Raw genomic sequence first — 25300 nt, forward strand, 5'->3', positions numbered from 1 at the left:
ATCATTTTAGTTTTTCAATGACTTTTTCAACAGAGTTTAAAGGAAGATCGCACTTTCCGCCGCTACAGATATAAATTAAGTCTTTATTATCTCTAAATCGGTTTTTTAGAATCGAAATTTCTGATGGCCTTGTGGAACCTGCAAAAACACAGTTTGGAAGGAACTCTTGTTGGAGTTGCTTTTTTATAGAAAGTGCATTTTTGCCCATAATCGCTATTTCATTAAAAGACTCGGTAAAATTTAGCATCAAATCCAGCCAGTTTGCATAAGACTGCGGATGGGTTTCTATTTGAGGTTGAACTATTCTCAGCATTTTCTCCGATAAATCGTAATACTCCCTATTTCCTGTTATACAGGAAAGTTTAAATAGATTTTTGGCCATGACTGAATTTGAAGCGGGTATCACATTATCATTCAATTCATAGTTTCTGGTAATTAAAGCTTCATCTCTACAAGAGGTGAAATAGAACATTCCCGATTTTTTATCCTGAAAGTCTTCAAGGCAAACCAGGATTAATTGTTTTGCTATTTCAAGCCATTTTTCTTCGAAAGTGGCTTCATATAAATTAAGAAAGGCTTCGGTACAAAGGGCATAGTCTTCCAGGTAAGCATTTATAGAGCTTTTACCATTTTTAAAACTATGCCAAAGCCTATAATCTGTTGTTAACTGGTGTTCTTGAAGAAATGCTGCGTTTTTTAATGCATTTTCAAGGAATTTTGGTTCCTCAAAAGCTTTATAGGCATCTACATATCCGTTTAGCATAAGGGCGTTCCATGAAGTTAAGCTTTTATCGTCCAGTTCGGGTTTTGGTCTTTTGTCACGTTCTTTTTTTAAAATTTTAGTCCAGTGTTTTTTCTTTTCTTCTAGTTTTGATGGTTTGAGTTTAAATGTCTCGGCAATCTCTTTATCGCTTTCAGATCGAATAAGCACATAATTGTTCTCTTCCCATTTCCCGAACGAATTTATATTATAGTAGGCTTCAAATATGTAGAAGTCTTCTTGAAGTAACTTTTGTAAATCATCTTTCTCCCAAACATAATAGGCACCTTCTTTTTTGTTGTCGCTTTTATCTTTGCTATCTGCATCTAAAGCAGAATAAAAGGCTCCGTTATTAGCTGTTAATTCCTCTTTTATAAAATTAAGGGTTTTGTAAACCACTTCTTTGTACCATTGGTTTTTCTTGAAAGCAAAAGCTTTGCTGTAGAGACTTACCAGTTGAGCATTGTCGTAAAGCATTTTTTCAAAATGGGGTACATGCCAGCGCTCATCTACCGAGTATCTTGAGAAACCACCGCCAATATGGTCAAAGATCCCGCCATATGAAATCTTGTTTAAGCTATGTATACAATGTTCAAGGACATCCTTGCTATCGTGTTGTACGGCATATCTGAATAGAAAAGACAAGCTTACCGGAAGCATAAACTTAGGGGCGCTCTGCGAACCGCCATTTTTAAGGTCAAATGTTTTTCTCCATTTTTGCAGCATATTTTCCAAAAATTGAGGAGCAAAGGGGGTTTCTTCTTTGGGAGTTTCAATGAGTTGTAGCCGTTTTAAACCTGCTTCCAGTTTAGCGGCATAGTCTTTCATTTCGTTGGGTTTAGTATGGTAAAGTGTAGAGAGTTGTTTTAAAGCATCTTTCCATTGGTCTTTTCTAAAATAGGTGCCACCCCAAACAGGTCTGCCGTCTGGTAATGCTACAATATTCATTGGCCAACCGCCTGTGCCTGTCATTATTTGAATAGCATTCATATAAACCTGGTCTATATCGGGGCGTTCTTCTCTATCAACTTTTATATTTACAAAATGCCGATTCATAATTTCGGCAACAGATTCATCTTCAAAGCTTTCGTGTTCCATTACGTGGCACCAGTGACAGGCAGAATAGCCCACGCTTATGAGTAGGAGCTTATATTCCCTGCGCGCTTTTTCCAGGCTTTGTGTATTCCAGCCTTCCCAGTTTACTGGATTGTGGGCGTGTTGTAGTAGGTAAGGACTTGTTTCGTTAATTAGTTTATTGGTAAATTTAGGTTTGGCCATATACTATTTTTAAAATTAAAAACGCTCCCCGGAATCCCAGGGAGCGTCTATAATATTTTTGAGTAAAAATTAATTGACTACAAAAGAGATTTTCACATTAACCCGAAATTCGGTAATGTTTTCTCCATTTACAAGTGCACTTTGCTCTTTAACATAAACAGATTTTATATTTTTAACTGTCTTAGATGCGTGTTTTACAGCTTTCTTGGTAGCGTCTTCCCAACTTTCGGTTGAATTGGCCAGGATCTCAATTACTTTTATAATAGACATGACTTTTAGTTTTAGAGAGTTATAAATCAGTTTACTATTAAAAATAAATAGATTTTTGTATGAGATGCTGATTTTTTAAAAAGCGGGGGATTTTACTAGTTGTCTGTGCTAATATCAGTTGCTGAAATTTAAGCCTGGAAACTCTTTAGAAGTTTTAAAACTTTGAAAGCAATTAAAAATGAAACTTGTTAAACCATACTAGCTTTTAGGTTGAATTTTTAGGATCACAAAAGCTGGATTATTCATCTACGATTTAATTAAAGTTTTAATAACCTTCAAAAGGCTGATAATATGAAAAAATCGCTGAATTTTGCAAGTTGAAATGATTTTTGTTCACATGCAGGATGTTTACTTAATAATTCTTGGACTCTTATTTATTCTAGCTATTACAGATTTAGTGGTTGGGGTGAGTAACGATGCTATTAATTTCCTGAATTCTGCTGTGGGTTCCAAAGCGGTTTCCCTTCGCTCTATTTTAATTATTGCAAGTCTTGGTGTAGCGGTAGGTGCGATATTTTCTAGCGGATTGATGGAAGTAGCCAGAAAGGGAATTTTTCTTCCGCAGGAATTCTTTTTTGAGGAAATCATGATCATTTTTATGGCTGTAATGCTTACCGATGTCTTGCTGCTGGATTTCTTTAACTCCCTTGGCTTGCCAACATCTACTACGGTCTCAATTATGTTTGAATTACTGGGAGCGGCTGTTAGTATTGCTCTTCTAAAAATCTTTACTACCAATAAAGACCTCTCCAGTTTAGTAGATTTTATAAATGTAGAAAAGGCCTCTGAAGTTATTGTTGGGATTTTGCTGGCCATTATTATAGCCTTTGTAACCGGTGCATTGGTGCAATATTTTTCACGCCTGGTACTTTCTTTTAAATATGAAAAGAGACTGAAATATACCGGAGCTATTTTTGGTGGAGTTTCCCTGGCCGCCATTTTCTATTTTATCCTAATTAAAGGCCTAAATAGTTTGGCTTTTGTGTCTGATCATTTTGTAGAGGATGTTCATAATAACCGTATAGAGATTATCATTTTTAGTTTAATAGGTTTTACAATCCTTTCAAAAGTCTTAATCAGTTTTTTTAAGGTTAATATTCTTAAAGTTATTGTGGTTGTTGGAACTTTTGCCCTGGCTCTTGCCTTTGCAGGAAACGATCTTGTTAATTTTATAGGTGTGCCCATTGCCGCCTGGCAGTCTTATGAAATATGGAGTGCTTCTGGTGTAGCGGCTTCCGAATTATTAATGAGCGACCTGGCTGGGAGTGTTCCCACTCCTGAAATTATTTTGATTTTTGCAGGAGGCGTTATGGTACTTACCATTTGGTTCTCCGGAAAAGCTAAAGCAGTGGTAGATACCGGTGTAAAATTATCCAGGCAAAATGAGGGTTCAGAACGTTTTGGAGCCAATTATTTATCTCGAACTATAGTAAGGTACTCCATGATGTTTGGAAGTGCGGTATCAGACGTAATTCCTGATAAAATTAGAAAAAAAATAGATGTACAGTTTGAAACCCCTAAAACGAAAACCCCAGGAAAGGAGATTGCCCCACCCGCATTCGATTTGGTTAGGGCTTCTGTAAATTTAGTGGTAGCTAGTGTCTTAATTTCTATGGGAACCAACTTACAGCTTCCGCTCTCTACAACTTATGTAACTTTTATGGTTGCTATGGGTACTTCGTTGGCAGATAGGGCCTGGAATCAGGAGAGTGCTGTCTACAGGGTTGCAGGTGTTCTTAACGTTATTGGTGGTTGGTTTGTAACTGCCCTGGTGGCTTTTCTGGGTGCCGCGCTATTTGCTTTGCTTATCTATTTTGGTGGGCTTGTAGCTATTACTATCTTGATGTGCATAACTGCTTTTTTTGTTATCAAAAATACCCTTGCACATGCCAGGAAAACAAAGGCCAAGAAGCAGCAAAAAAAGTATAAACGTACAGATATTATTACCATTAATGAAATTACCTCTGAAAGCTCGGTAAATATTTCTCAAGTGATTTCCGGGATTCAAAAAAGATATACCAAAACTGTAGATAACCTGGGGTATCACGATCTGGGCAAGCTTAAGAAAAATAATAAAAAAGTAAGTGAATTAGAGCGGGAGGTAGACGAGCTTAAAGGGAATGTTTATTATTTTATTAAATCATTAGATGAAGACTCGGTAGAAGCCAGCCGTTTTTATATTCATCTATTGAATTATTTACAGGAAATGGTTAACTCTACCCGTTATATTACCCGGAATTCTTTTGAGCATGTAAATAACAATCATAAAAACCTCAAGTTTAATCAGATTCGGGATTTAAAAAAGATAGATAAGAAGCTGGAACAGTTATTTTCAGAAATAAAATATACGTTTAATGAACACGATTTTGAGCGTTTAGACTCTATCCTTGCTGAAAAGCAAGCATTGCTCGATACGATTTCTGAATTGATAGAGAAACAAATTAAACGAATAAGGACTTCAGAAAGCAGCCCTAAAAATACCAAACTGTATTTTGGGCTTTTGCTGGAATCTAAAGACCTTATTTCATCTACGCTTAATTTAATTCAACTGTTTCGTGAATTTTATGTTGAAGCAAAATCTACGCTTTAGCAGTTACCCGTTTACCGCTTCAACATAATCTACTTTTCCGCGAAGCATATCTCTTAGCATGGTTTCAATACCGCTTTTAAGAGTCATTGTGGAAGAAGGGCAACCGCTACAAGCTCCCTGCAGTATAACTTTTACAGTTTTGTTATCGGGGTTGTAGGAGTCAAAAAGAATATTTCCGCCATCACTTGCTACAGCAGGTTTAATGTATTCATCTAAAATGGCGATCACTTGCTTTGAAGTATCATCAAGATCCTTGATTTCCTGGCTAACCTCCGGATTGGCCGGGTGGGTAGATGCTTCAGTTTGTTGCGGAGCCGAAGCTTCGGCCTTTAAAACCTCTTTTCCATCCTGCAGATAATTGGTGATGAATTCGCGCAGTTCAAGGGTTATTTCTTCCCATTCGGCTACATCATATTTGTGTATAGAAACGTAATTAGAATCTATAAAAACCGCTTTTACAAAAGGAAAATGAAAAAGTTGTTGTGCGAGTGGAGCATCTTTAGCTTCATCAATATTCTTAAATTCTACGGTTTTTAAAACCAATTTTTTATTCGCAACAAACTTCATTACTCCTGGGTTTGGAGTGCTTTCTGCATATACAGTAACCGGAACATTTTTGGTTTGGTCGGTTTCTTTTTTAATTACTACACCGTCCTTGTTTAGAAAATCTTCTATTTGTACGGCAACTTCCTCCTGAACATCCTGCCATTCTACAATGTCATATTTTTCTATCGCAATAAAATTTTGCGCAATGTAAACGGTCTTTACAAACGGTAGATAAAATAATTGTTGTGCTAATGGGGATATTGCGGCTTCATCTATATTATGAAATTCATAATTTTCGTGGCGTGTTAAAAACTTATTGGTTTCAAATTTTATAATTCCGGGTTTGTTGGTGCCTTGTATATTTACGGTAAAATTGCTCATATCAAATTTTTTGCGAAAGTACTAAAGAAAACTTAGTTAATCTATATCTTTACCTTTCTTATGGAGATTAAATATTTATTTATCAGGTGTTTTAAAGCTAATCAACTTACAATAGTTTCCCAAAAAAGTTTTTTCATCCTATTTTGCTATTTCCTGTGTTTCTCGGCCAAAGCCCAGGAAGTGATTCCTGTTTATTCAGATTACTTAACCGACAATCTTTTTCTTATTCATCCATCTATGGCGGGTGCTGCCAATAGAAATCAAATAAGGCTTACTGCCAGGCAGCAATGGTTTGACGTAGCTAATGCCCCCAGCTTACAAACACTAGCTATAAATGGGCGGGTTGGGGACAAACTGGGAGTTGGGGGGATTGTGTTTAATGATAAAAATGGAAATTTTTCTAAAATTGGAGCTTATGCCGCAGTAGCTTATCATTTACTTTTCTCCAGAAGTGAATTAGATCTAAACCAGTTGTCTTTTGGCTTAAGTGCTGGGATTATTCAGCATAGGTTAGATCAAAGTAGTTTTAATATATTCGACCCTATTGTAAGCAGTAATAAGCTTTCTGATGTTTTTGGGAATATGGATCTTGGAATGTCTTATTATTACAGAAATTTCTATGCTCATGTGGCCGCTAAGAATATGATTTCAGTTAGAAGGGAGCTTTTTTATTCTGATGCAGTACCCAGCAATCAGCGAAAATATCTATTTTCTACAGGTTATGTATTTGAAAACACTACCGATTGGAGCTACGAACCCTCTATTTTATACCAATTGCGCGAAGCAACTAATGAAATGAATATTGATTTAAATATGAAAGTTTATCGCAATGTAAATATTGGGCAGGTTTGGGGCGGTCTTTCTTATAGAAATAGTTTTGAAGGTGCAGAATATACGGCTACGGGTAATAAAATGAAAAATCAGCAGTTGCGGTATATTACTCCTTTTGTAGGTTTGGATTATAAGAATTTTATGTTTGGTTATACTTTTACATACCAATTTAACTCTGTGGTTTTAAGCAATAACGGCTTTCATCAAATTAGCATTGGATATGATTTTGGGAAGAGTAGGGGGCGCTGGAATTGTAAATGCCCGGCGGTTAATTAAAAATCCAGATAGGAAACTTTATAAGCATATTTTAAGGCCTCAGTTAATTGTTCCAATACTTTGGGATTGGTGTTGCTAAAAAACTCCGGAACTGGCTTTTCTACTGTTTGCTCATTCGCTAATAAATTATTTGAACTTAGAATAGATTTGGTTTGTCTTGCAACGGCCTCGCCAGAATCTATAACAATTACATCTTCTGGGAGTAATTCCTTTAGTAAGGGGATAAGGTAGGGGTAATGGCTGCAGCCCAATACCAGGTAATCTATTTTATTTACAAAAAAAGGTTCCAGTAGTTTAAGTAAAAGGCTCCTCATTTGGGGAGACTCTAGTTCCCCTGCTTCAATGAGTTCTACAAGGCCGCGACCTTCTACTTCTACTATGTTAATACTCTTTGCGTAAAAATCTGAAGTCTGTGAGAATAGCGTACTTGTTAAAGTCCCCCTGGTGGCTAGTATGCCTATGGTTTTTGATTTTGATTTTAATGCCGCCGGCTTAATTGCCGGTTCAATACCAATAAAGGGAATGGAGTACTCATTTCTTAATTCCTTTATGGCGTTTGTAGTGGCAGTATTACAGGCAACAATAATAATCTTGGCGCCCATGTCCAGTAATTTCTCCGTGTTTTTCCGGCTAAGATTTTTAATTTCTTCAATAGGTTTTTCTCCGTAGGGTGCGTTTTTACTATCAGCCAGGTAGATGGTTTTTTCAAAAGGGAGTAATTCGTGAACTTCCCGCCAAATGGAAGTTCCTCCAACGCCTGAATCAAATATTCCTATAGGTTGTGTATTACTCATTACTACAAAAATAAAAACTGCGCCTAAAAGGGGCGCAGTTTTTAATCTTTATTTATATGTTGAATGAAAATTACATTCCCAATTCAGCTTTTACATCGGCCATAAGGTCTTTACCATCAGCAAGGATTACTCCGGTTCCTGTGGTAGAATCCAATACATAATCAAAACCTTGTTCTCTGGCTACTTTTTGGATAGCTTCACGAGCTTTTTCAATTACCGGTCTAATTAGATCGTTTTCTTTCTTTTGAAGTTCCTGTCTGGCTCTTTGGCTATGTTCCTGTATTCTTCTTTCGGTAGCCTGTAATTCACTGGCTCTCTTAGCGTTTTCTTCTTCTGTTACTGTTTCGGCTTCAGATTGGTAACGCTGCATAGTATTTTGTGCTTCGGTAAGCATATCTTTAATCTCTGCATCATAAGTTTTCTCTAACTTTTGAAGCTGTGACATTGCATCTTTATAAGCAGGCATAGTTTCTACTAACTCCTGGGTTGCGATATGGGCAACTTTGGTTTGTGCACTTGTAAATGCAGTAGCTCCTATGGTTAATGCAAGGGCTATAAAAAGTGTTTTGAATTGTTTCATTTTAATTGCTATTAATTGTTTAAGTATTAAGGTTAAAAATTATTTAGTTTATTGTATCTTTTTTGGTCCGTGCCGCTTGAATTGAATCTCTTTTTTCTTGTCTTTCTCTTAAAATTCTTTCTCTGCGTTCCTCAAATTTTTTCTGTCTAGCTTCTTTAATAGAGTCCTGTTTTCTTCTTCTTTCTTCTATTAAAGCTTCGCGTTCGTTCTTTCTGTCTTGAATAGCTTGTTCTCGTGCACTTAATTCTTCATCTTCTTCTGCTGTGCGAGCTTCAGCTCTTTCTAGTTCCAGTTCTTCTTGTTTTGTTTCAATTTGCCTTCTGTTAGCAGCTCTATTTATGCTCCTTAGCACCTGGTCACTTAAATCAAAACGGTTTTTTGCAAAAAGCATACCCGATTCAGCATTTCTGTCAAATATAAAGTCAAAATTCCTGGTCTCGGCTATTTCCTGAACTGCAGCGAAAACCTGATCTTGAATAGGCTTTATCAATTGCCTTTTTTGGATCATATAATCACCTTTTGGGCCAAAACGTTTTTGTTCATATTCTGTAGCTTGTTCTTGCTGATAAGCGATTTCTTCTTCCCGCTCTTCAATTAATTCGGGAGTGAGTAGCGCTCTTTCGTTTTCAAGACTACTTTTCATTTCGGCAATTTCGTTGCGTTTTTGCTCAATTTCAATTTGCCATTCTTCAACTCTTTGATCTAGTTGAGTTGAAGCTTGCTGATATTCGGGAACATTTTCAAGGATATACTCCATATCTACATAGCCTATATTCATTGGTTTTTGGGCATTAGCCCCAAACCCAAGTGAAATAAAAACTATCAATAAAAATGTTCTTCTAAGCATACTTAAAACGAATATAGAAAATATCGTGCCAAATTAAAATTGCTGTCCAATTATGAAATGTGTTTCCCATCCATTAGCTCCGGGTTGTCCCCCAATAGAATCAAAACCATATCCAAAATCTATACCTAGTAAACCAAAGGCAGGCATAAAGATTCTCAACCCTGCGCCGGCAGATCTATTTAATTGAAAAGGATTAAAGTCCCTAAAATTATCGTAGGAAGCACCTGCTTCCAAGAATGTAAGGGCGTAAATAGATGCCGAAGGTTTTAGGGTGATGGGGTATCTTAATTCTAAAGAGTATTTGTTATAGATAGTGGCACCATCGTCGTTAACCCCAGCCGGGCGGTCTAAAGGTACTACAGATTGATTAGGGTAACCTCTTAATTGAATGGTTTCTCTACCATCTAAACTAAAAGCGCCAAGGCCATCACCCCCAAGAAAGAATCTCTCGAAAGGAGGTACACCACGTTCGTTGTTATATGCTCCAAGGAAACCGTATTCAGCGTTGGTTCTTAATACAAGTTTGTCGTAGATTTGAGTATACCACTCTCCACTAAACTTAACCTTGTAAAATTCCAACCAGTTAAATTTCTTCTGATCTATTTTTCGTTGGTCACCAACTGCGTTTTCAGGAGTAACCCTGTCACCTTGTTGGTTTATTAGATTTCCGTTTTCATCTTCTAATTGGTATTCCCTTTTTTCGGCTAAATTGGCATAGTCTACACCATTCCAAAGCGAGTATGGAGGAGTGAATTTAGCTGTAAGCTTAAATTTAGAACCTCCCATTGGGAAAATTGGGTTTACATAAGTATTATCTCTAGTTAGGCCAAATGTGTAGGTGAAGTTATTAGAGTGCCCGTCACCAAATGTAAATAGGCCGGTGTTATAATTGTTTAAATTATAACGCTGAAAACCTAGTGAGTGTGATACAGTAATATAAGGATCTGGCACTGTTAAACGTTTCGCAAGGCCAATATTTACACCAAGTATATCAAAACTTCTACTCCTGTCTGCCTCTCTGTTTATATAATCAAATAAGAACTGTCTTGTATAAGAGAAAGACGTTTGAAGGCTTACCGGTTTTTTACCGCCAAGCCACGGCTCCATAAAGGATAAGCTGTAGGTTTGATAAAAAGTACTTGCCTGTGCCCTAAGTGAAAGTGTTTGCCCATCTCCCATAGGTACAGGTTTATAGGCTTCTTTATCAAAAATTCCAGATAAAGAGAAGTTGTTGAAAGAAAGCCCTAAAGTACCAATAAAGCCACCGCCACCATAACCACCTTGTAGTTCTATTTGGCTGGCACCGGCTTCTACTACAGAATATTCAAGATCTAAAGTACCAGATTGTGGATCGGGGTCTACAAATTTTGGTTCTAATTGTTCTGCGTCAAAGAAACCTAGTTGCCCAAGTTCCCTTACAGTATTTACTACATCTTCTTGACTATATTTTTGCCCGGGCTTGGTTCTTAATTCACGGTAAATTACGTGATCTTTGGTTTTGTCGTTACCAGTTACTTTAATATTGTTGAAATAAGCCTCTTTTCCTTCAACAATTCTAATTTCAAAGTCTATGGTGTCGTTATAAACATTGGTTTCAACAAGGTTTATATTAGAGAATAAATAACCATTATTTTTATATAGGTTAGAAAGATCTTCTCCATCTGGTTTGGTTTCATCGGCAATTCTTTTGTCTAGAAGTACCCCGTTGTAAACATCTCCTTTTTTTATACCCAAAACACTAGCTAATTGGATATCTGAATAAACCGAATTTCCTAGAAAATCGATGTTTCCAATATAATATTGATCCCCCTCTTCAATTTTAAGATTTAAAGCAATGGTTTCGTCATCTATTTCAACCAAAGAGTCTTTTACAATTCGCGCATCACGGTAACCACTTTCTTTGTATTTATCTATAAGGCTTTCTTTATCTTCCTGATAGTCTGCCCTTACAAATTTAGATCTTTTCCAGAAGCGAATAATATTCTTCTGTTTTGTGTTTTTCATAGACCTTCTAAGCTTTGCGTCAGAAAACTTTTCATTTCCGCTAAAGCTAATTTCAGAAATCTTTATACGATCTCCCTGGTCTATATCTATTAGCATATTAACCAGGTTCACGTTGGCCGTAGTATCGTTTACCTCACTAGTGCTAATTTTGGCTTTAGCGTTAAAATATCCTTCTTTTCGATACTTGCTTTCAATATAGTTTTTAGTGGTAGTAATAAGGTTTTCTGAAACTTTAGTGCCCGCTCTTAGCTTATTCTCCTTAATTATTTCTTCCTGTTCCCTTTTCTTAAGTCCGGTAACCTTTACTTTATTAAGCTTAGGAACTTCCTGGATTTCAATTTCCAAATCGGCTACATTGCCATCGCTTACGTTGGTGATATAGAAATTGATATCGCTAAATTGATCAATATCCCATAATTTATTGATAACGCTACTTATTTTATCACCGGGAATATAGATTTCTTCACCTTTTTTTAAGCCGGTATAAGCAATTACAGTTTGCTCGTTAAAACTAACGGTACCGGTAACTTTTATATCTCCAATTACATACTTCTTTCCATCTTCTAGTGGTAAGCCTTGGGCTTGGGAAGAAATACTAAAAATTAAACTAAAGGCTACGGCCAGAAGGCTTACTATTTTTTTCGTCATGGATGCGCTAACTAAGTTGCTCACTGGTTTTTCCAAATCGTCGTTCTCTATTTTGATAATTGTAAATGGCCTCAAAAAGATTTTCTTTCCTAAAATCTGGCCATAATATTTTTGTAAAATATAATTCGGCATAAGCAATTTGCCATAAAAGGAAATTGCTTATACGTTGTTCTCCGCTGGTTCTGATCAATAAATCTACCTCTGGAAAATTTCGGGTGTAAAGATGCTGATTTATAACCGATTCATCAATAGCATCGGCAGTTATTTCATTATTTTTAACTTTCAGGCTAATTTCTCTTATAGCAGAGCTTAATTCTTCACGAGAACCATAACTAAGCGCAAGGTTAAGGACCATGCGATTATTGGCTTTGGTTTTCTCTATCACCTCATGAAGTTCTTTGTATACCTTTTTAGGCAATGTTTTTAAGTTACCTATGGCATTTAACCTGATATTATTCTTTTGAAGTGTTTTAATTTCCTTTTTTAATGAGGAAACCAAAAGGCGCATTAGGGTATCTACTTCTAATTTTGGCCGATTCCAGTTTTCTGTTGAAAAAGCATACAGACTTAAATACTCAATCCCAATTTCGGCAGAAGCTTCTACCACGTCACGTACAGCTGTGGTGCCTTCTTCGTGCCCTGCTGCTCTTAGAAAGCCTTTTTGCCTTGCCCACCTACCATTGCCATCCATAATAATGGCAATGTGTTTCGGTAATTTTTTAAGGTCTATATTCTCTTTGTAATTCATATTAAAATCGGCTATAGCAAGGTTTCCTTCCCCACGAAAAGGTGAAGTTTACACCGGTAAATACATACCAGTCGTTGGTGTTTCTATTTCCAAATTCTTTTTCAGGCATTCTGTTTCCAAAAATTTCTTCGGGCCAGCTTCCGTCCAGGTTGTCGGTAAAGGTGTAACGCACTCCTATTTCCAAAGCGCCTACTATGCCTTGTGTAATACTTTCTTTGTAACCAAAAATTACAGGAATTGAGAAATCCCAGTTGGCACCTTGATTTTCGAGTTCGCCATTAGGGAAATTCGCATTTAATAATAAATGGTCGGCTCTAAAATAAGTGATACCGGTATAAAGATAAGGCGAGCTTTGTGGGTGGCCTTCGTGAAGGTCGAAACTCCAGAAATTATATTCTAAGCCTAGAGAGGCTTCAGCGATTGTATTGGTAAAGGAATATCCTCTTTTTGCTCTTCTGGGGTCATTAGAATTAGCATCATCGGCACTTATTTCAGCATATAGAAGGGAAAATCTAAACGCATGGCGTGCGCTACGATTCCATTTAATAAGTGCACCGCCAACCAGATTGTTGGGAAGTACAAAATTGGTTCGGCCTACATCGCCAATATAATTAGCGCCACCAATATATGGTCCCGCTTCAAATGTTTGCGATTGCGTTTTTGGAGTAAAAATAAGCAAGATTACTACAACTAATAGGTACCTCATAGGTTTTCAAAAGTTTGCAAATATAACAATAATGTTTGCTCTACAATAATTTGAGCAAATTTGTATATGTTCTTAAACAGTTTTTAAAATCATTTATTGCTTAATTACGCTTATCTTCTCCCCACATAAGCTTTTTTCGCAGGGTTTGGAGAAAACTATCGCCTTTAAGTTCAACAAGGTTTATGGTGTAGGGTGCTTTTTCTATAATAATTTCGGTATCATTTTCCAGAGTGGCAATTCTGGAATCCATAGAGACTAAATGAGATTCTTCGCGGCCAGTTACCCTAAGGGTTATTTTGGTATCGTCTTTTACAACTAGGGGTCGCGCATTTAAATTGTGTGGTGCAATTGGGGTGATAATTATAGAACCTGCATCTGGCGTAATTACAGGCCCTCCACAACTAAGTGAGTAGCCAGTAGAGCCAGTTGGGGTAGATACAATTAACCCATCTGCCCAGTAAGAGTTTAAATACTGGTCGTTTAACCAGGTATCTACTGTAATCATAGATGTGGTGTTCTTTCGGCTTACGGCTATTTCATTTAAAGAGATATTCTTAAAAACAGGATCATTGTTGGGAGGATTTGTGCTTATATTTAATACCGTACGTGAGGAAATACTAAAATTCTTTTGCAGTATGGTCTCTAAGCTACTTTTAATTTCCTCTTTTTGCATGGTAGCCAAAAAGCCTAACCTTCCCGTATTGATGCCTACAATAGGAATATCTAAGTTTCTAATGTAGTTGATAGATTTTAAAATAGTGCCGTCTCCACCAATGCAAAAGAATAGGTCGAAGCTGTTATTTAGTTCTTCGAATGTACTAAAATGCGAATAGTCTTCAGTAATTGTTTTGTTTAAATGAATAAGTTCCAGGAAATTCTTTTCAATAATTACATTGATGTTTTTGCGCTTTAGTAATTCCAGAAGCTCTCCAATATAAGTTCCGGCATTAGTATGGTAAAACTGACCGTAGATACCTACTTTCATATATTCAGGTATTTATCCAGATATTTAGAGCGGTCTCTAAGATTTTTGTTGAAATTATCTTCCCTGTGCTCTGAAATTATTTTATAACCATACCTACGGAAAGACTGGATGATCTCATTTATTCCCGACGGACTTAATTTGATGGTGATTTGAACCACATCATTTTCAATTTTTGAAATAAAAGACCCCAAAATATTGGCGCTGTTCGATTCTATAATTTGAGCAATTTCACTAAAAGAATAATCCTTGCTCCCTTTTTGAATTACAATAATATTTCCGGCTTCGCTTAAAAATGGTGTTTCGTTAAATAATGCGATAATCTCGTTAAGCTCTACATAACCTAAATAGTGATTTTCTTCGTCCAAAACGGGTAAAATATTCGTGTTATTTTGCGCAAAACGTTCTAAAATATCCAACCAAAAATCGGTGTTTCTAACAAAAAAGCCTTCTAAGGCATACTGGTAATCTTCTAAAGATTTTTCTGCTTCAAAACAGCGAATATCATTTTCTGAGATACAACCCATATAAATACCGTGGTTTTCTACCGGCAAATGCGAATAGGTTAGCTGGTTGAACAAGTCTTGAACTTCCCCAATCTTATCAGAAAAATGCCTTATGGAGACATCGTTTATTATAAAATTATCCATCTTCATGATGTCGTTTCCTTTATGATGCAAATTAATTAAAATAAAATTCATTAGAGCATTCCCAAGTTTGTATTTTTGTTAAACAAAAGCTTATAAAATGACGAAATTAAGTGTAAACATCAACAAAATAGCGACTTTAAGGAATGCCCGTGGTGGAAATATTCCCAATGTGGTTGAAGCTGCTAAAAATATAGAATCTTATGGAGCACAAGGTATTACGGTGCATCCAAGGCCAGATGAAAGGCATATTACTTATAAAGACGTTAGAGATCTTTCGCCGCTTGTAAAAACTGAATTTAATATTGAAGGAAACCCGGTGGCTAAATTTATTAACCTGGTAATGCAGGCAAAACCGGCGCAGGTAACTTTAGTTCCAGATGCTGAAGATGCAATTACTTCAAATGCGGGTTGGGATACCCTAAAAAACAAAGGGTTTCTTCAGGAAGTGATTCAGGAATTCAAGAATAATGGGATTAGAACTTCCATTTTTGTAGATCCCGACGAGAAAATGATTGAAGGAGCTGTGGAAACAGGTACAGACCGCATTGAATTGTATACCGAAGATTTTGCGGTTAAATTTGCGAAAGGGGATAAAACTGCCGTAGCACCTTATAAAAACTGTGCTGAATTAGCGCATAAATTAGGTTTGGGAATAAACGCTGGCCACGACCTGTCTTTAGAAAATATAAAATTCTTTAATGATAATGTGCCGCACCTGGATGAAGTTTCAATTGGGCACGCATTAATTGCTGAAGCACTTTATATGGGGCTTGAAACTACAGTGAAGAAGTATCTGGAGCTGCTTAAATAATTTGTTTTAGAAATAGACATAAACATGAAATTAAACTCTATAATAATAGGAGAGGGGCAACCGCTCTTAATTCTTCACGGATTCTTGGGCATGAGTGATAACTGGAAAACCATTGGCAATAAACTTGCTGAGGAAAAGAAAATCCAGGTTCATCTTATAGATCAACGTAACCATGGTAAAAGCCCGCATACAGATGCTCATAGTTATGAGTTGATGGCCGAAGATGTATCGATGTATTGCGAACAACATGCCCTGTCTAATGTTATGCTTTTAGGACATTCTATGGGAGGTAAAACAGCAATGCTTGCTGCAGCAAATTATCCTGAGCTAGTGAAAAAGCTCGTAGTGGTAGATATTGCCCCAAAATACTACGAGCCGCATCATCAGCAAATATTGGCTGGTTTAACAGCTTTGGAAGAGGCTAATTTGCAATCCAGGCAGGAAGCCGATAAAAAACTTTCAGAATATATTTCAGAAAAACCGGTACGACTTTTCCTGCTAAAAAATTTAAAGCGTAAATCTGAGGGTTCCTATTGCCTTAAAGTTAATTTAGAGACCCTAAAAAACAATATTGAAGAGATTGGCAGGGCGTTTCCGCAGGATAAAGCTTTTAAGAATCCCAGCCTTTTTATAAAAGGTGGGGAATCAAATTATATTAAAGAAGAAGACGAAGAAAAAATAAAGAGTCAATTTCCGGCAGCAGAAATTAAAGAGATTAAAGGTGCAGGTCATTGGGTTCACGCTGAGAAAATAAACGACTTCTATAAGGTTTTGGTTGACTTTCTTTAAAATCTTTCTAAATTTATTATGTGTGCATAATAAATATCGCAATTTTCTTTAGTAATATGTAATTTATGCTAAATTTGAGGCTAGAAATTATTAGAATTTTATAAAATCCAAATCAATTATGAAAAAATTACTTTTCCTGGGTCTTTTTGGCCTAATGGCGGCGGTAACTTATGCCGGTGGGTATAGGGTAAGCCTTCAGGGGCAAAGATCGCTTGCTATGGGGCACACAGGAGTTGCAGTGGTTAACAACGCTGAACTTGCTTTTTTTAACCCTGCAGGGCTTGTGTATCTTGAAAATAAGATAAATGTAGCTGCAGGTGCCAGTGCGGTATTTTCTAATGTAAAATACCAAAACTCAGAATTTGGGCTCAGTTCTGAAACCGATAGCCCTGTGGGTACCCCTTTTTATGTATATGGTTCTTATCGAGTAAACGATTGGCTAAGCTTAGGTTTGGCGGCTTATACTCCTTACGGAAGTAGTGTAGAATGGCCAACAGATTGGGCAGGATCCCACTTGGTTAATAATATAGATCTTCAGGCTATATATATACAGGCTTTAGCTTCGGTGAAAATTTCAGATAAAATAAGTGTGGGGGGTGGACCAATTTATGTAAACGGATCTGTAAACTTTAATCGAAACCTAAACCGAACTTTAACCGATATTGATGGAAATCGATCTAATGTAACTGTAGACGCCAGTGGTGTAAGTGCTTTTGGATGGTCTGCTAGTGCTATGTATAATGCGACTGAAGATTTGCGTTTTGGTGTTAATTACCGAAGTGAAATTATTGTTGAAGCCGAAGATGGAGATGCTACTTTTGAAAATATCCCAAATTCACCATTAACACCGTTTCAGGATACTAATTTTGATGCCTCCCTGCCAATGCCGGCTGAGCTGTCTGTAGGGGTTTCATATAAGCTTTTAGATAAATGGCTCCTTGCTTTCGACTATAATATGACTTACTGGGACGCCTATAAATCATTAGATCTTGATTTTGCAAATCCACAAATTCCTGATTCTAAAAACCCACGTAATTACAAAAACTCATCTACCTATAGATTTGGTATGCAATATTTGGCAAATGAAACTATTACTTTAAGAGTGGGTTACTACTTTGATGAGTCTCCGGTACAGTCTGGATATTTTGCTCCAGAAACGCCAAGAAATGATGCTCATGGATTTACCGGTGGTCTTTCAGTAAATATTAACGATAGGTTCTCTATTGATGCTGCTTTCCTTTATAATAGATATGAAGAAGTAGACGAATCTTATGCTCCCAACCCTGGTGATTTTCCAAATTACGAAGGGGCTCCTTTTAAAGGAACGTATAAAACTTCTGCCTTTATTCCAGGGCTTGGTGTAACCTACAAATTATAAAACTAGAAGATGAAAAATTATTTTAAATATATAGCAATAATGGCGCTGGGAATTGTTTCCTGTGAGCCAGAATTTGACAATCCGGTAGATGAAAAAGATGCGTATACTAATGGAGAAGCCGATTTTTCAAGATATGTAGCATTAGGGAATTCACTTACGGCCGGTTACGCAGACAATGCCTTATATATTACAGGGCAGGAAAATGCTTACCCTAATATCCTTGCGCAGCAGTTTGAAAAAACTCAGGATATTGAGGAGTTTACAATTCCTTTTATGAGTGATAATGCCGGTGGCTTGTTGTTGGCTGGAAACCAAATTACCCAAAACCGATTGGTTTTAGCTGTAGATGCAAATGGTGACCCTTCTCCGAGGGTTTATACCGGAATGCAACCAACTACCGAAGTTGGAAATGTATTACAGGGGCCATTTAGTAATTTAGGTGTGCCGGGAGCTAAATCTTATCACCTTGGATTTTCTGGTTATGGTAATGTGCAAAACCTGGCCACACAATCTGCTAACCCATATTTTGTGCGTTTTGCTTCTTCTCCCGAAGCTACAGTGTTAGAAGATGCACTTGCTCAAAACCCAACTTTTTTCTCTTTATGGATAGGGAACAATGATGTTTTAGGATACGCTACTTCTGGAGGAACCGGTGTGGATCAAACCAATAATACAGATCCCACTACTTATGGTGAAAATGATATTACCGATCCTAATGTATTTGGTAGTTTGTATAGTCAAATGGTGCAAAGCCTGGCTACTAATGCCAGCGGTGGTGTTTTAATAAACATTCCTGATGTAGCATCTGTTCCGTTTTTTACTACTGTTCCTATTAATGCTATTCCTTTAGACGCAGCAACAGCGGGAGCACTTAATCAGCAGTTTTCGGCCTATAATACACAGGTTCTTCCTGGTTTGGTTCAAGCCGGTTTTATTACTGCAGAAGAAGCCCAGGCAAGACAAATCAATTTTGCTGAAGGTCAAAACTATGTAACACTACAAGATGAATCGCTTACCGATATTAGTCAGGTTGTTCAGGGCCAGCCGTTTAATCTTGATCCGCAAACTGCTGCTTTGTTAAGTCAGTTAAGACAGGCTACACCAACAGATCTTATTCCTTTAACCAGTGCAGGGTTTTTAGGTACTATTGTTGGGGATAATCCTAATATGGTGAATGGAGTTTCTGTTCCATTAGGAGATCAGCATGTGCTGACTAATGCTGAGCAAAGTCTAATTAGAAACGCAACCCAAAAATACAACCAGATTATTGCTGGTTTGGCTCAGGCAAATGGTTTGGCCTTTATAGATGCCAACGCTATGTTAAATCAATTAGCCAATGGCGGAATTCCTTATGATGGTGGTACTATTACTTCCACTTTCGCTACAGGAGGTGCTTTTTCTCTTGATGGCATTCATTTAACCCCTCGTGGGAATGCAGTAATCGCTAATGAGATTATAAGCACGATCAATGAAACTTATAATGCAGATATACCTAAAGTAAATCCAGGTTCTTATGCTACCGTTACAGCAAGTAACGAAGTGCAATAAAATTAGCTTTTTGCAAATACAAAAAATAAAAACGCCGGAAATTTCCCGGCGTTTTTGTATTTTTCAGAAACTATCTAATTATAATAGTATGAATTTTATATTACGAATTTTACTTACTGCATTAGCAGTAGTGATCCTGGCTAAACTTCTGCCGGGTGTTGTTGTAGAAGATTATTTAACGGCTGTTATTGTAGCATTTGTTCTTGCTATACTAAACCTTTTGGTGAAGCCTATTTTGGTGATTTTTACCTTACCGGTAACTATTTTAACATTGGGCTTGTTCTTGCTGGTTATTAATGCTGTAATTATACTGCTGGCCGATGCTTTTGTGACAGGTTTTGGAGTGAGTGGTTTTTTTATGGCGCTCATTTTTAGTTTGCTTTTATCCCTGTTTCAATCTCTTTTATTTTCGATATTGGGAAAAGATTAGGAACTATACTGGAATTCAATAATTTGAAACTTTGTTGGCTTAGGAAAAAAGTGTAATTTTGCACTCCAATTTTTATAAAAAGTCAAGATGAATATTACCAGAGAGAATATTGATGAATTGAATGCGGTGGTAAAAGTAGATATCGCCAAAGAAGACTATGCCGGTAAAGTTGAAAAAATCTTAAAAGATTACCGTAAAAATGCCAATATTCCCGGCTTTAGAAAAGGGCACGTGCCTATGGGAATGGTAAAGAAACAATACGGTCAGGCTGTTTTGGTAGATGAGGTAAATAAACTTTTACAAGATTCACTAAATAAATATCTTACCGAAGAAAAACTGGATGTTCTTGGAAATCCACTTCCTAAAGAACAGGAAAACTTCGATTGGAATGAAGATGCATATACTTTTGAGTTCGAACTTGGTTTAGCTCCAGAATTTGACGTAAACCTTGAACTTGAAAAGCCGGTAACCCATTATAATATTGTGGCAGATGAGAAAATGGTGAATAACCAAATCGAGTCTATTAGAAAACAATATGGGAAACTGATTTCTAAAGACGAAGCTGAAGAAGGTGATATTGTTGCCGGTACTTTTAAAAATGAGGAAGAAGGAATAGAGAAGGAAACTTCAGTAGAGTTAGAGAAACTTAAAGGAAAAAGAAACCTTAATAAGTTTGTTGGTGCTAAAGTTGGCGATACCTTTAGTGTAAAAACCAAAAACCTTTTTGAAGACGATCACGAGTTAATTCAGCATTTAGGAGTTGATCACGATAAAGCCCAGGAGCTGGATATAGAAGTAGAATTTACGGTAAGTGAAATCAATCATAGGGAATTGGCTGAACTTAACCAGGAGTTATTCGATAAACTTTTTGGAGAAGGTAAGGTTACCAGCGAAGACGAGCTTAAAGAAAAGATAAAGGAAGATGCAGCAAAGCAATTTAAGCAGCAAAGTGACCAACAGTTAATGAACGATGTGACCAAGCAGCTTATTGAGCAAACTAAATTTGAACTTCCTAAAGAGTTTCTTCAAAAGTGGATTCAAACAGTTGGTGAAAAACCAATGACAGAAGAGGAGGCCAAAGAAGAATACGAAAAGAGCGAAGAAGGTTTACGCTACCAATTAATTGAAGGTAAAATTGTAAACGAAAACAAGCTTACAGTAGAGTTTGAAGATCTTAAAACTTTTGCAAAAGAAAAGATTAAAGAACAAATGGCGCAATTTGGCCAAATGAATCCTGAAGATAAAGAACTTGACGATATTGCAGCAAGAATTCTTTCTAACCAGGATGAGGTTAAGAGAATGTCAGAGCAGTTAATGAATGAGAAGTTGCTTGATTTTTATAAAGAGAAAATGTCTTTTGAGGAAAAAGAAGTTACTTATGATGAATTTGTGAAAGAGATTTACGAGTAAGCTTTTTCTATAAATTTATACTTATATTTAAGGCGTTAAACCAGTTGGGTTAACGCCTTTTCACTTAAAAGACAGCTAAGAAAAAAGCTTAAAAAAGAAGATTGATGGATTACGGAAAAGAATTTGAAAAATACGCCACTCAACATCACGGTATAAATAGCAATTATTACCAAAAAATAGTGAGCAGTATGACTCCTACAGGGATGACCCCTAATATTATTGAAGAGCGCCAAATGAATGCGGTGGCAATGGATGTTTTCTCCAGGTTAATGATGGATAGGATTATCTTTATGGGTACCGCAATTAACGACCAGGTTGCGAATATTATTCAGGCGCAAATGTTGTTTTTGGAAAGTACAGATGCTTCTAAAGATATCCAAATATACATCAACTCCCCCGGGGGTAGCGTTTATGCCGGTCTTGGAATTTATGATACTATGCAGTTTATAAAACCAGATGTAGCAACAATTTGTACAGGAATGGCAGCTTCTATGGGTGCAGTGCTTCTTTGTGCCGGGGAGAAGGGCAAAAGAAGTGGTTTGCCACATTCAAGGGTAATGATTCACCAGCCTTTGGGTGGTGCCCAGGGACAGGCCAGTGATATAGAAATCACCGCAAGGGAAATCTTAACACTTAAAAAAGAACTGTACGAAATTATTGCTAAACATTCCGGGCAAACTTATGAAAAGATAGAGGAAGATAGTGATCGTGATTACTGGATGAAGGCCGATAAAGCCAAAGAGTACGGTATGATAGATGAAATTTTAACGAGAGAAGGATAAGAATTAATTTTCATCTAATTATTTTATAGATTGAAAATTGAAATTTGAAGAAATGGCGAAAGAAGAATTAGAATGCTCGTTTTGCGGTAGAAAAAAACCTGAAACCAATTTGCTTATAGCAGGCCTTGATGCCCATATATGTGATAAATGTATAGAGCAGGCACATGGTATTGTTTTGGAAGAACTCAAGCAAGGGGAGGCCAAAGAGTTGTCCTCAGATTTAATGTTGAGCAAACCAAAGGTGATCAAAGAGTTTTTAGACCAATACGTAATTGGGCAGGAAACAACCAAGAAAGTAATGTCTGTAGCGGTTTATAACCATTACAAAAGGCTTTTGCAACCCGCCACAGGTGATGATGTTGAAATTCAAAAATCCAATATCGTAATGGTTGGGGAAACCGGGACAGGAAAAACCCTAATTGCTAAAACCATAGCGAAAATGCTTAATGTTCCCCTGGCTATTGTAGATGCTACGGTGCTAACCGAAGCAGGTTATGTTGGGGAAGATGTAGAAGGAATTTTAACAAGATTGCTTCAGGCAGCCGATTATAATGTTGAAAAAGCGCAGCGTGGAATCGTTTTTATAGATGAAATAGATAAAATTGCGCGTAAAAGTGACAACCCGTCTATTACAAGGGATGTCTCGGGTGAAGGGGTGCAGCAGGCCTTGCTGAAATTACTGGAAGGAACCACTGTTAACGTACCGCCGAAAGGAGGACGTAAGCACCCAGATCAGAAGTTTGTTGAGGTAAATACCGAAAACATCCTGTTTATTGCAGGAGGGGCTTTCGATGGTATTGAGCGTAATATTAGTAAGCGTTTAAATATGCAGGCGGTTGGTTTTAGTGCTTCAAAAAGTGAAGACAGTATAGAAAGAACCAATCTGCTTAAGTATATCATTCCAAAAGACCTAAAAGATTTCGGACTTATCCCTGAAATAATTGGAAGGTTGCCGGCACTTACTTATATGAACCCGTTAGATGAAACTACGCTTCGTTCTATTTTAACCGAGCCTAAAAACGCTATTATCAAGCAGTATAAGAAGTTGTTTGAAATGGACGATATCGAGTTTGAAATAACTGACGATGCTTTAGATTATATCGTTGAAAAAGCGGTTGAATATAAGCTGGGGGCAAGAGGACTAAGGTCTTTGTGTGAGGCAATTCTTACCGATGCCATGTTTGAAATGCCCGAAAGTGGAAAGAGCAAGCTTAAGGTGTCTCGGGATTATGCTGAAGAAAAATTAAATAAATCTACTATAAATAAGCTTAAAGCCGTTTCATAAAAAACCTTTAAGTGTAACTTGATTAAAAGCTGTCTGAAAAAAGATTATAAGAACTCTTTTTTCAGACAGCTTTTTTTTGGGAAATAATTAATCTAAAATTTCGTAGTGAATAGGTTTAAAACTACCATTATTGCTATCTTCTGCCGAGCAAGCGGTTAAGCCTACAATGAGATCTATTTTAGCTTCAAATAGTACATAGTCGCCGGCTTTACTTAATGGGGGTTCAACGCTAATTTTGCCATTTTTATCAAATTGTACGTTCATAAAAATATTAAAGGCTGTGGGAATATCATCTGGCTCAATTTCAAATTTTTCCAGGCTGGTATAGAGATTTTCAAAACAGCTTGGATGGTAAGCATCATAATTATACATAACTTTAAAAGTTTCAGGACTGCAGGGGGCCAGTAAAAAATCGTTTCTTCCGTTGGTGTCTTCCAGGATTTCTGCCATTTTATTACTACGATTGCTCCAAAGAAAGTTTCCGGAGCTTATTAAAATAGATTCTTCGAAATCCAGTGTCTTTCCCGATGATAGTTTTTCTCTTTGGTCTTTGGCATTAAATAAAACCATATCGCTAACCTGTTCGCCATGGGCATCTATTACCTTTAATTTTTGTCCTTTTTTTAATTTAAATGCGGCTCCAGATTGTTTTTTAATTATTTGCATGTATGCTCTTTTTTAATGTTTTCGCTTAGTGCGGAATTTAAAATAGTATATTGTTTTTCCAAATGTGTAGTTATCGAATCAATATCTTCTTTATCATAGCCCTGGTGTAGTTTTGCAATTCCCTTTATATCTTTTACCTCACACCAAAAACCGGTAATTAAACCTAAATGATCATCAATCATTTTTCTTGGAATATCTTGATAATACAACGGATTTTCCTGTGGCTCTTCAAACCTTGTAACCAGGGCTTCTAAAGATTCTTCCAGCTCCTCCCGCGATTGAATCTTTAGCTTAACATTTACGTGTACAGCCGAATAATCCCAGGTGCTAATATCTTTTTCTTTATACCAGGAAGACGATACATAAGCGTGCGGCCCCTGGAATATTAATAAGGCTTCCTTATCATCTTTTAAATACTTACTTTGTTCGTTATGCTTTGCTATATGTGAGTAGAGTACAAAGTTAGTGGCATTTCCTTTTGTTAGCACCGGGATATGGGTAGCTAAAAGTTTTTCACCATTAAGAATAAAAGTTGCAAACGGATGCTGTTGTATAAATTTAAAGAGGAAATCGGGGTTGTCTTTTTTGTATTTTTTTGGCTGATACATAAAATTATCTTTTACTATGAAAAGGGCATTTCCATGCTTCTCCAACTTTACGACCGCTATACTGTCTGGCCTCGCTACTTTCACCAAAATCCTTCAACATAGGGTTTATATTACCTTGTAGAGCGGAATCTCGTTCCCTAATTTTATCACGAACAGTATTAAATGCCCCCATTTCCCTTAATTTTTCGAATTGCCAGTGTAGATTAAAAGCTATGGCCGGAAAAGGGCTTTGTCTTGCCTTACGACTGCTATTAGGATGCATGCCTACTATATAGAAGGCTTTGCCTGCAATACTAAAACTAAAGTCTTTGTCTTTGGGATTATCGCTTACCCCGGGATCCCATTCCTGGTTGTCTACTTCATGTATAAATTCCAGTTGTTTCCAGAGTGCAGTTTCAAATTGGGTTTCAGATAATGAATCCTTTTCTTTAAAAACTGCCATAAATGTATAGAATTCATTCGATTCAAAATCATAACTTTCTATATACTGCTGTAAATCTTTGTATATTTTTTTTGCGGTTTTCCTGCTGGGAAATTCCTCGTAGGTGTGAAGAACTAAATGTTCTTGTTTTACAACGCTTTGAGCCATCACGCAGGGATGGTCTTTAGTTACTACAAAATCCTCAAAAGCTAATTCTACTGCCTCATTGGTAGTGGCTTTCCACTTTTTTACTATAGGTTTTACTCCGGGTGAAATCATAA

At 36.8% G+C, this 25300-nt stretch carries 24 protein-coding genes; 10 read left to right on the forward strand and 14 right to left on the reverse strand.

From position 1 onward, the window contains the following. Position 1: 1 nt before the first annotated feature. The gene (locus I6U49_RS01740; protein WP_198627353.1) at positions 2-2038 is read right to left on the reverse strand and encodes a thioredoxin domain-containing protein; all 2037 of its coding nucleotides are present in this window, start codon (positions 2036-2038) and stop codon (positions 2-4) included. Positions 2039-2107: 69 nt separating this feature from the next. Continuing rightward, positions 2108-2308, reverse strand: a complete 201-nt coding sequence (locus I6U49_RS01745; protein WP_193711360.1) for a dodecin family protein — start codon at positions 2306-2308, stop codon at positions 2108-2110. Positions 2309-2645: 337 nt separating this feature from the next. Here I6U49_RS01745 and I6U49_RS01750 point away from each other — a divergent pair, with 337 nt between their 5' ends. Continuing rightward, positions 2646-4898: an inorganic phosphate transporter gene (locus I6U49_RS01750; protein WP_198627541.1), complete on the forward strand. Its 2253-nt coding sequence runs from the start codon at positions 2646-2648 to the stop codon at positions 4896-4898. A 3-nt stretch (positions 4899-4901) separates the two neighbouring features. Here the strand turns inward: I6U49_RS01750 and I6U49_RS01755 are convergent, their stop codons facing one another. Next, positions 4902-5825 carry a NifU family protein gene (locus I6U49_RS01755; RefSeq protein ID WP_198627354.1) on the reverse strand — a complete coding sequence of 308 codons (924 nt, stop codon included), beginning with the start codon at positions 5823-5825 and terminating at the stop codon, positions 4902-4904. Between the two features lie 60 nt (positions 5826-5885). Between I6U49_RS01755 and I6U49_RS01760 the strand changes: the two genes are divergently transcribed. Beyond that, positions 5886-6932: a PorP/SprF family type IX secretion system membrane protein gene (locus I6U49_RS01760; protein ID WP_198627355.1), complete on the forward strand. Its 1047-nt coding sequence runs from the start codon at positions 5886-5888 to the stop codon at positions 6930-6932. On the opposite strand, the gene murI is transcribed toward I6U49_RS01760, so the two are convergent. From murI to I6U49_RS01800, 8 genes are all read right to left on the reverse strand, one after another. Further along, positions 6929-7726: a glutamate racemase gene (gene murI, locus I6U49_RS01765; protein WP_198627356.1), complete on the reverse strand. Its 798-nt coding sequence runs from the start codon at positions 7724-7726 to the stop codon at positions 6929-6931. The two genes, I6U49_RS01760 and murI, sit on opposite strands and share 4 nt — an antisense overlap. Positions 7727-7796: 70 nt before the next feature. Further along, positions 7797-8306 (reverse strand): OmpH family outer membrane protein, encoded by a 510-nt coding sequence (locus tag I6U49_RS01770; protein ID WP_193711356.1) that lies wholly within the window; start codon positions 8304-8306, stop codon positions 7797-7799. Positions 8307-8349: 43 nt separating this feature from the next. After that, positions 8350-9153 carry an OmpH family outer membrane protein gene (locus I6U49_RS01775; protein ID WP_198627357.1) on the reverse strand — a complete coding sequence of 268 codons (804 nt, stop codon included), beginning with the start codon at positions 9151-9153 and terminating at the stop codon, positions 8350-8352. A gap of 33 nt (positions 9154-9186) precedes the next feature. Then, positions 9187-11805: an outer membrane protein assembly factor BamA gene (gene bamA / locus I6U49_RS01780; protein WP_198627358.1), complete on the reverse strand. Its 2619-nt coding sequence runs from the start codon at positions 11803-11805 to the stop codon at positions 9187-9189. 7 nt (positions 11806-11812) lie between these two features. Continuing rightward, complete coding sequence (locus I6U49_RS01785; protein WP_193711353.1) at positions 11813-12553, reverse strand: isoprenyl transferase; 741 nt, start codon at positions 12551-12553, stop codon at positions 11813-11815. Position 12554: 1 nt separating this feature from the next. Further along, the gene (gene porG, locus I6U49_RS01790; RefSeq protein ID WP_193711352.1) at positions 12555-13259 is read right to left on the reverse strand and encodes a type IX secretion system protein PorG; all 705 of its coding nucleotides are present in this window, start codon (positions 13257-13259) and stop codon (positions 12555-12557) included. Positions 13260-13359: 100 nt separating this feature from the next. Further along, entirely contained in the window at positions 13360-14244 is an 885-nt protein-coding gene (locus I6U49_RS01795; RefSeq protein WP_193711351.1) for an NAD kinase, read from the reverse strand. Continuing rightward, positions 14241-14897: a CBS domain-containing protein gene (locus I6U49_RS01800; RefSeq protein WP_193711506.1), complete on the reverse strand. Its 657-nt coding sequence runs from the start codon at positions 14895-14897 to the stop codon at positions 14241-14243. Before I6U49_RS01800 ends, I6U49_RS01795 begins: the two co-directional genes overlap by 4 nt. Before the next feature lie 91 nt (positions 14898-14988). Here I6U49_RS01800 and I6U49_RS01805 point away from each other — a divergent pair, with 91 nt between their 5' ends. The 8 genes from I6U49_RS01805 to clpX all read left to right on the forward strand — a co-directional run bounded on the left by I6U49_RS01805 (position 14989) and on the right by clpX (position 23324). Then, positions 14989-15702 carry a pyridoxine 5'-phosphate synthase gene (locus I6U49_RS01805; protein ID WP_193711350.1) on the forward strand — a complete coding sequence of 238 codons (714 nt, stop codon included), beginning with the start codon at positions 14989-14991 and terminating at the stop codon, positions 15700-15702. 24 nt (positions 15703-15726) lie between these two features. Continuing rightward, on the forward strand, positions 15727-16491 hold the full coding sequence (locus I6U49_RS01810) for an alpha/beta fold hydrolase (protein WP_198627359.1): 765 nt from the start codon (positions 15727-15729) through the stop codon (positions 16489-16491). A gap of 118 nt (positions 16492-16609) precedes the next feature. Continuing rightward, on the forward strand, positions 16610-17869 hold the full coding sequence (locus tag I6U49_RS01815) for an OmpP1/FadL family transporter (protein WP_198627360.1): 1260 nt from the start codon (positions 16610-16612) through the stop codon (positions 17867-17869). 9 nt (positions 17870-17878) lie between these two features. Then, entirely contained in the window at positions 17879-19417 is a 1539-nt protein-coding gene (locus I6U49_RS01820) for an SGNH/GDSL hydrolase family protein (RefSeq protein WP_198627361.1), read from the forward strand. An 88-nt stretch (positions 19418-19505) separates the two neighbouring features. Then, the gene (locus tag I6U49_RS01825) at positions 19506-19847 is read left to right on the forward strand and encodes a phage holin family protein (RefSeq protein ID WP_198627362.1); all 342 of its coding nucleotides are present in this window, start codon (positions 19506-19508) and stop codon (positions 19845-19847) included. An 87-nt stretch (positions 19848-19934) separates the two neighbouring features. Continuing rightward, positions 19935-21257: a trigger factor gene (gene tig / locus I6U49_RS01830; RefSeq protein WP_198627363.1), complete on the forward strand. Its 1323-nt coding sequence runs from the start codon at positions 19935-19937 to the stop codon at positions 21255-21257. Between the two features lie 104 nt (positions 21258-21361). Further along, positions 21362-22039 (forward strand): ATP-dependent Clp endopeptidase proteolytic subunit ClpP, encoded by a 678-nt coding sequence (gene clpP, locus I6U49_RS01835; protein WP_193711344.1) that lies wholly within the window; start codon positions 21362-21364, stop codon positions 22037-22039. Between the two features lie 52 nt (positions 22040-22091). Next, on the forward strand, positions 22092-23324 hold the full coding sequence (gene clpX, locus I6U49_RS01840; protein WP_198627364.1) for an ATP-dependent Clp protease ATP-binding subunit ClpX: 1233 nt from the start codon (positions 22092-22094) through the stop codon (positions 23322-23324). A gap of 87 nt (positions 23325-23411) precedes the next feature. Here clpX and I6U49_RS01845 read toward each other — a convergent pair whose 3' ends face one another. The 3 genes from I6U49_RS01845 to gntA are packed head-to-tail and all read right to left on the reverse strand — an operon-like array spanning position 23412 to position 25298. Further along, complete coding sequence (locus tag I6U49_RS01845) at positions 23412-23990, reverse strand: DUF1989 domain-containing protein (protein WP_198627365.1); 579 nt, start codon at positions 23988-23990, stop codon at positions 23412-23414. Then, the gene (locus I6U49_RS01850) at positions 23981-24598 is read right to left on the reverse strand and encodes an FMN-binding negative transcriptional regulator (RefSeq protein ID WP_198627366.1); all 618 of its coding nucleotides are present in this window, start codon (positions 24596-24598) and stop codon (positions 23981-23983) included. The genes I6U49_RS01845 and I6U49_RS01850 overlap by 10 nt, the downstream gene beginning before the upstream one ends. A gap of 4 nt (positions 24599-24602) precedes the next feature. Beyond that, complete coding sequence (gntA, locus tag I6U49_RS01855; RefSeq protein WP_193711340.1) at positions 24603-25298, reverse strand: guanitoxin biosynthesis heme-dependent pre-guanitoxin N-hydroxylase GntA; 696 nt, start codon at positions 25296-25298, stop codon at positions 24603-24605. Between the last annotated feature and the right edge of the window lie 2 nt (positions 25299-25300).

The organism is Salegentibacter maritimus, assembly GCF_016236915.1.
GTDB classification, from domain to species: Bacteria; Bacteroidota; Bacteroidia; order Flavobacteriales; family Flavobacteriaceae; genus Salegentibacter; species Salegentibacter maritimus.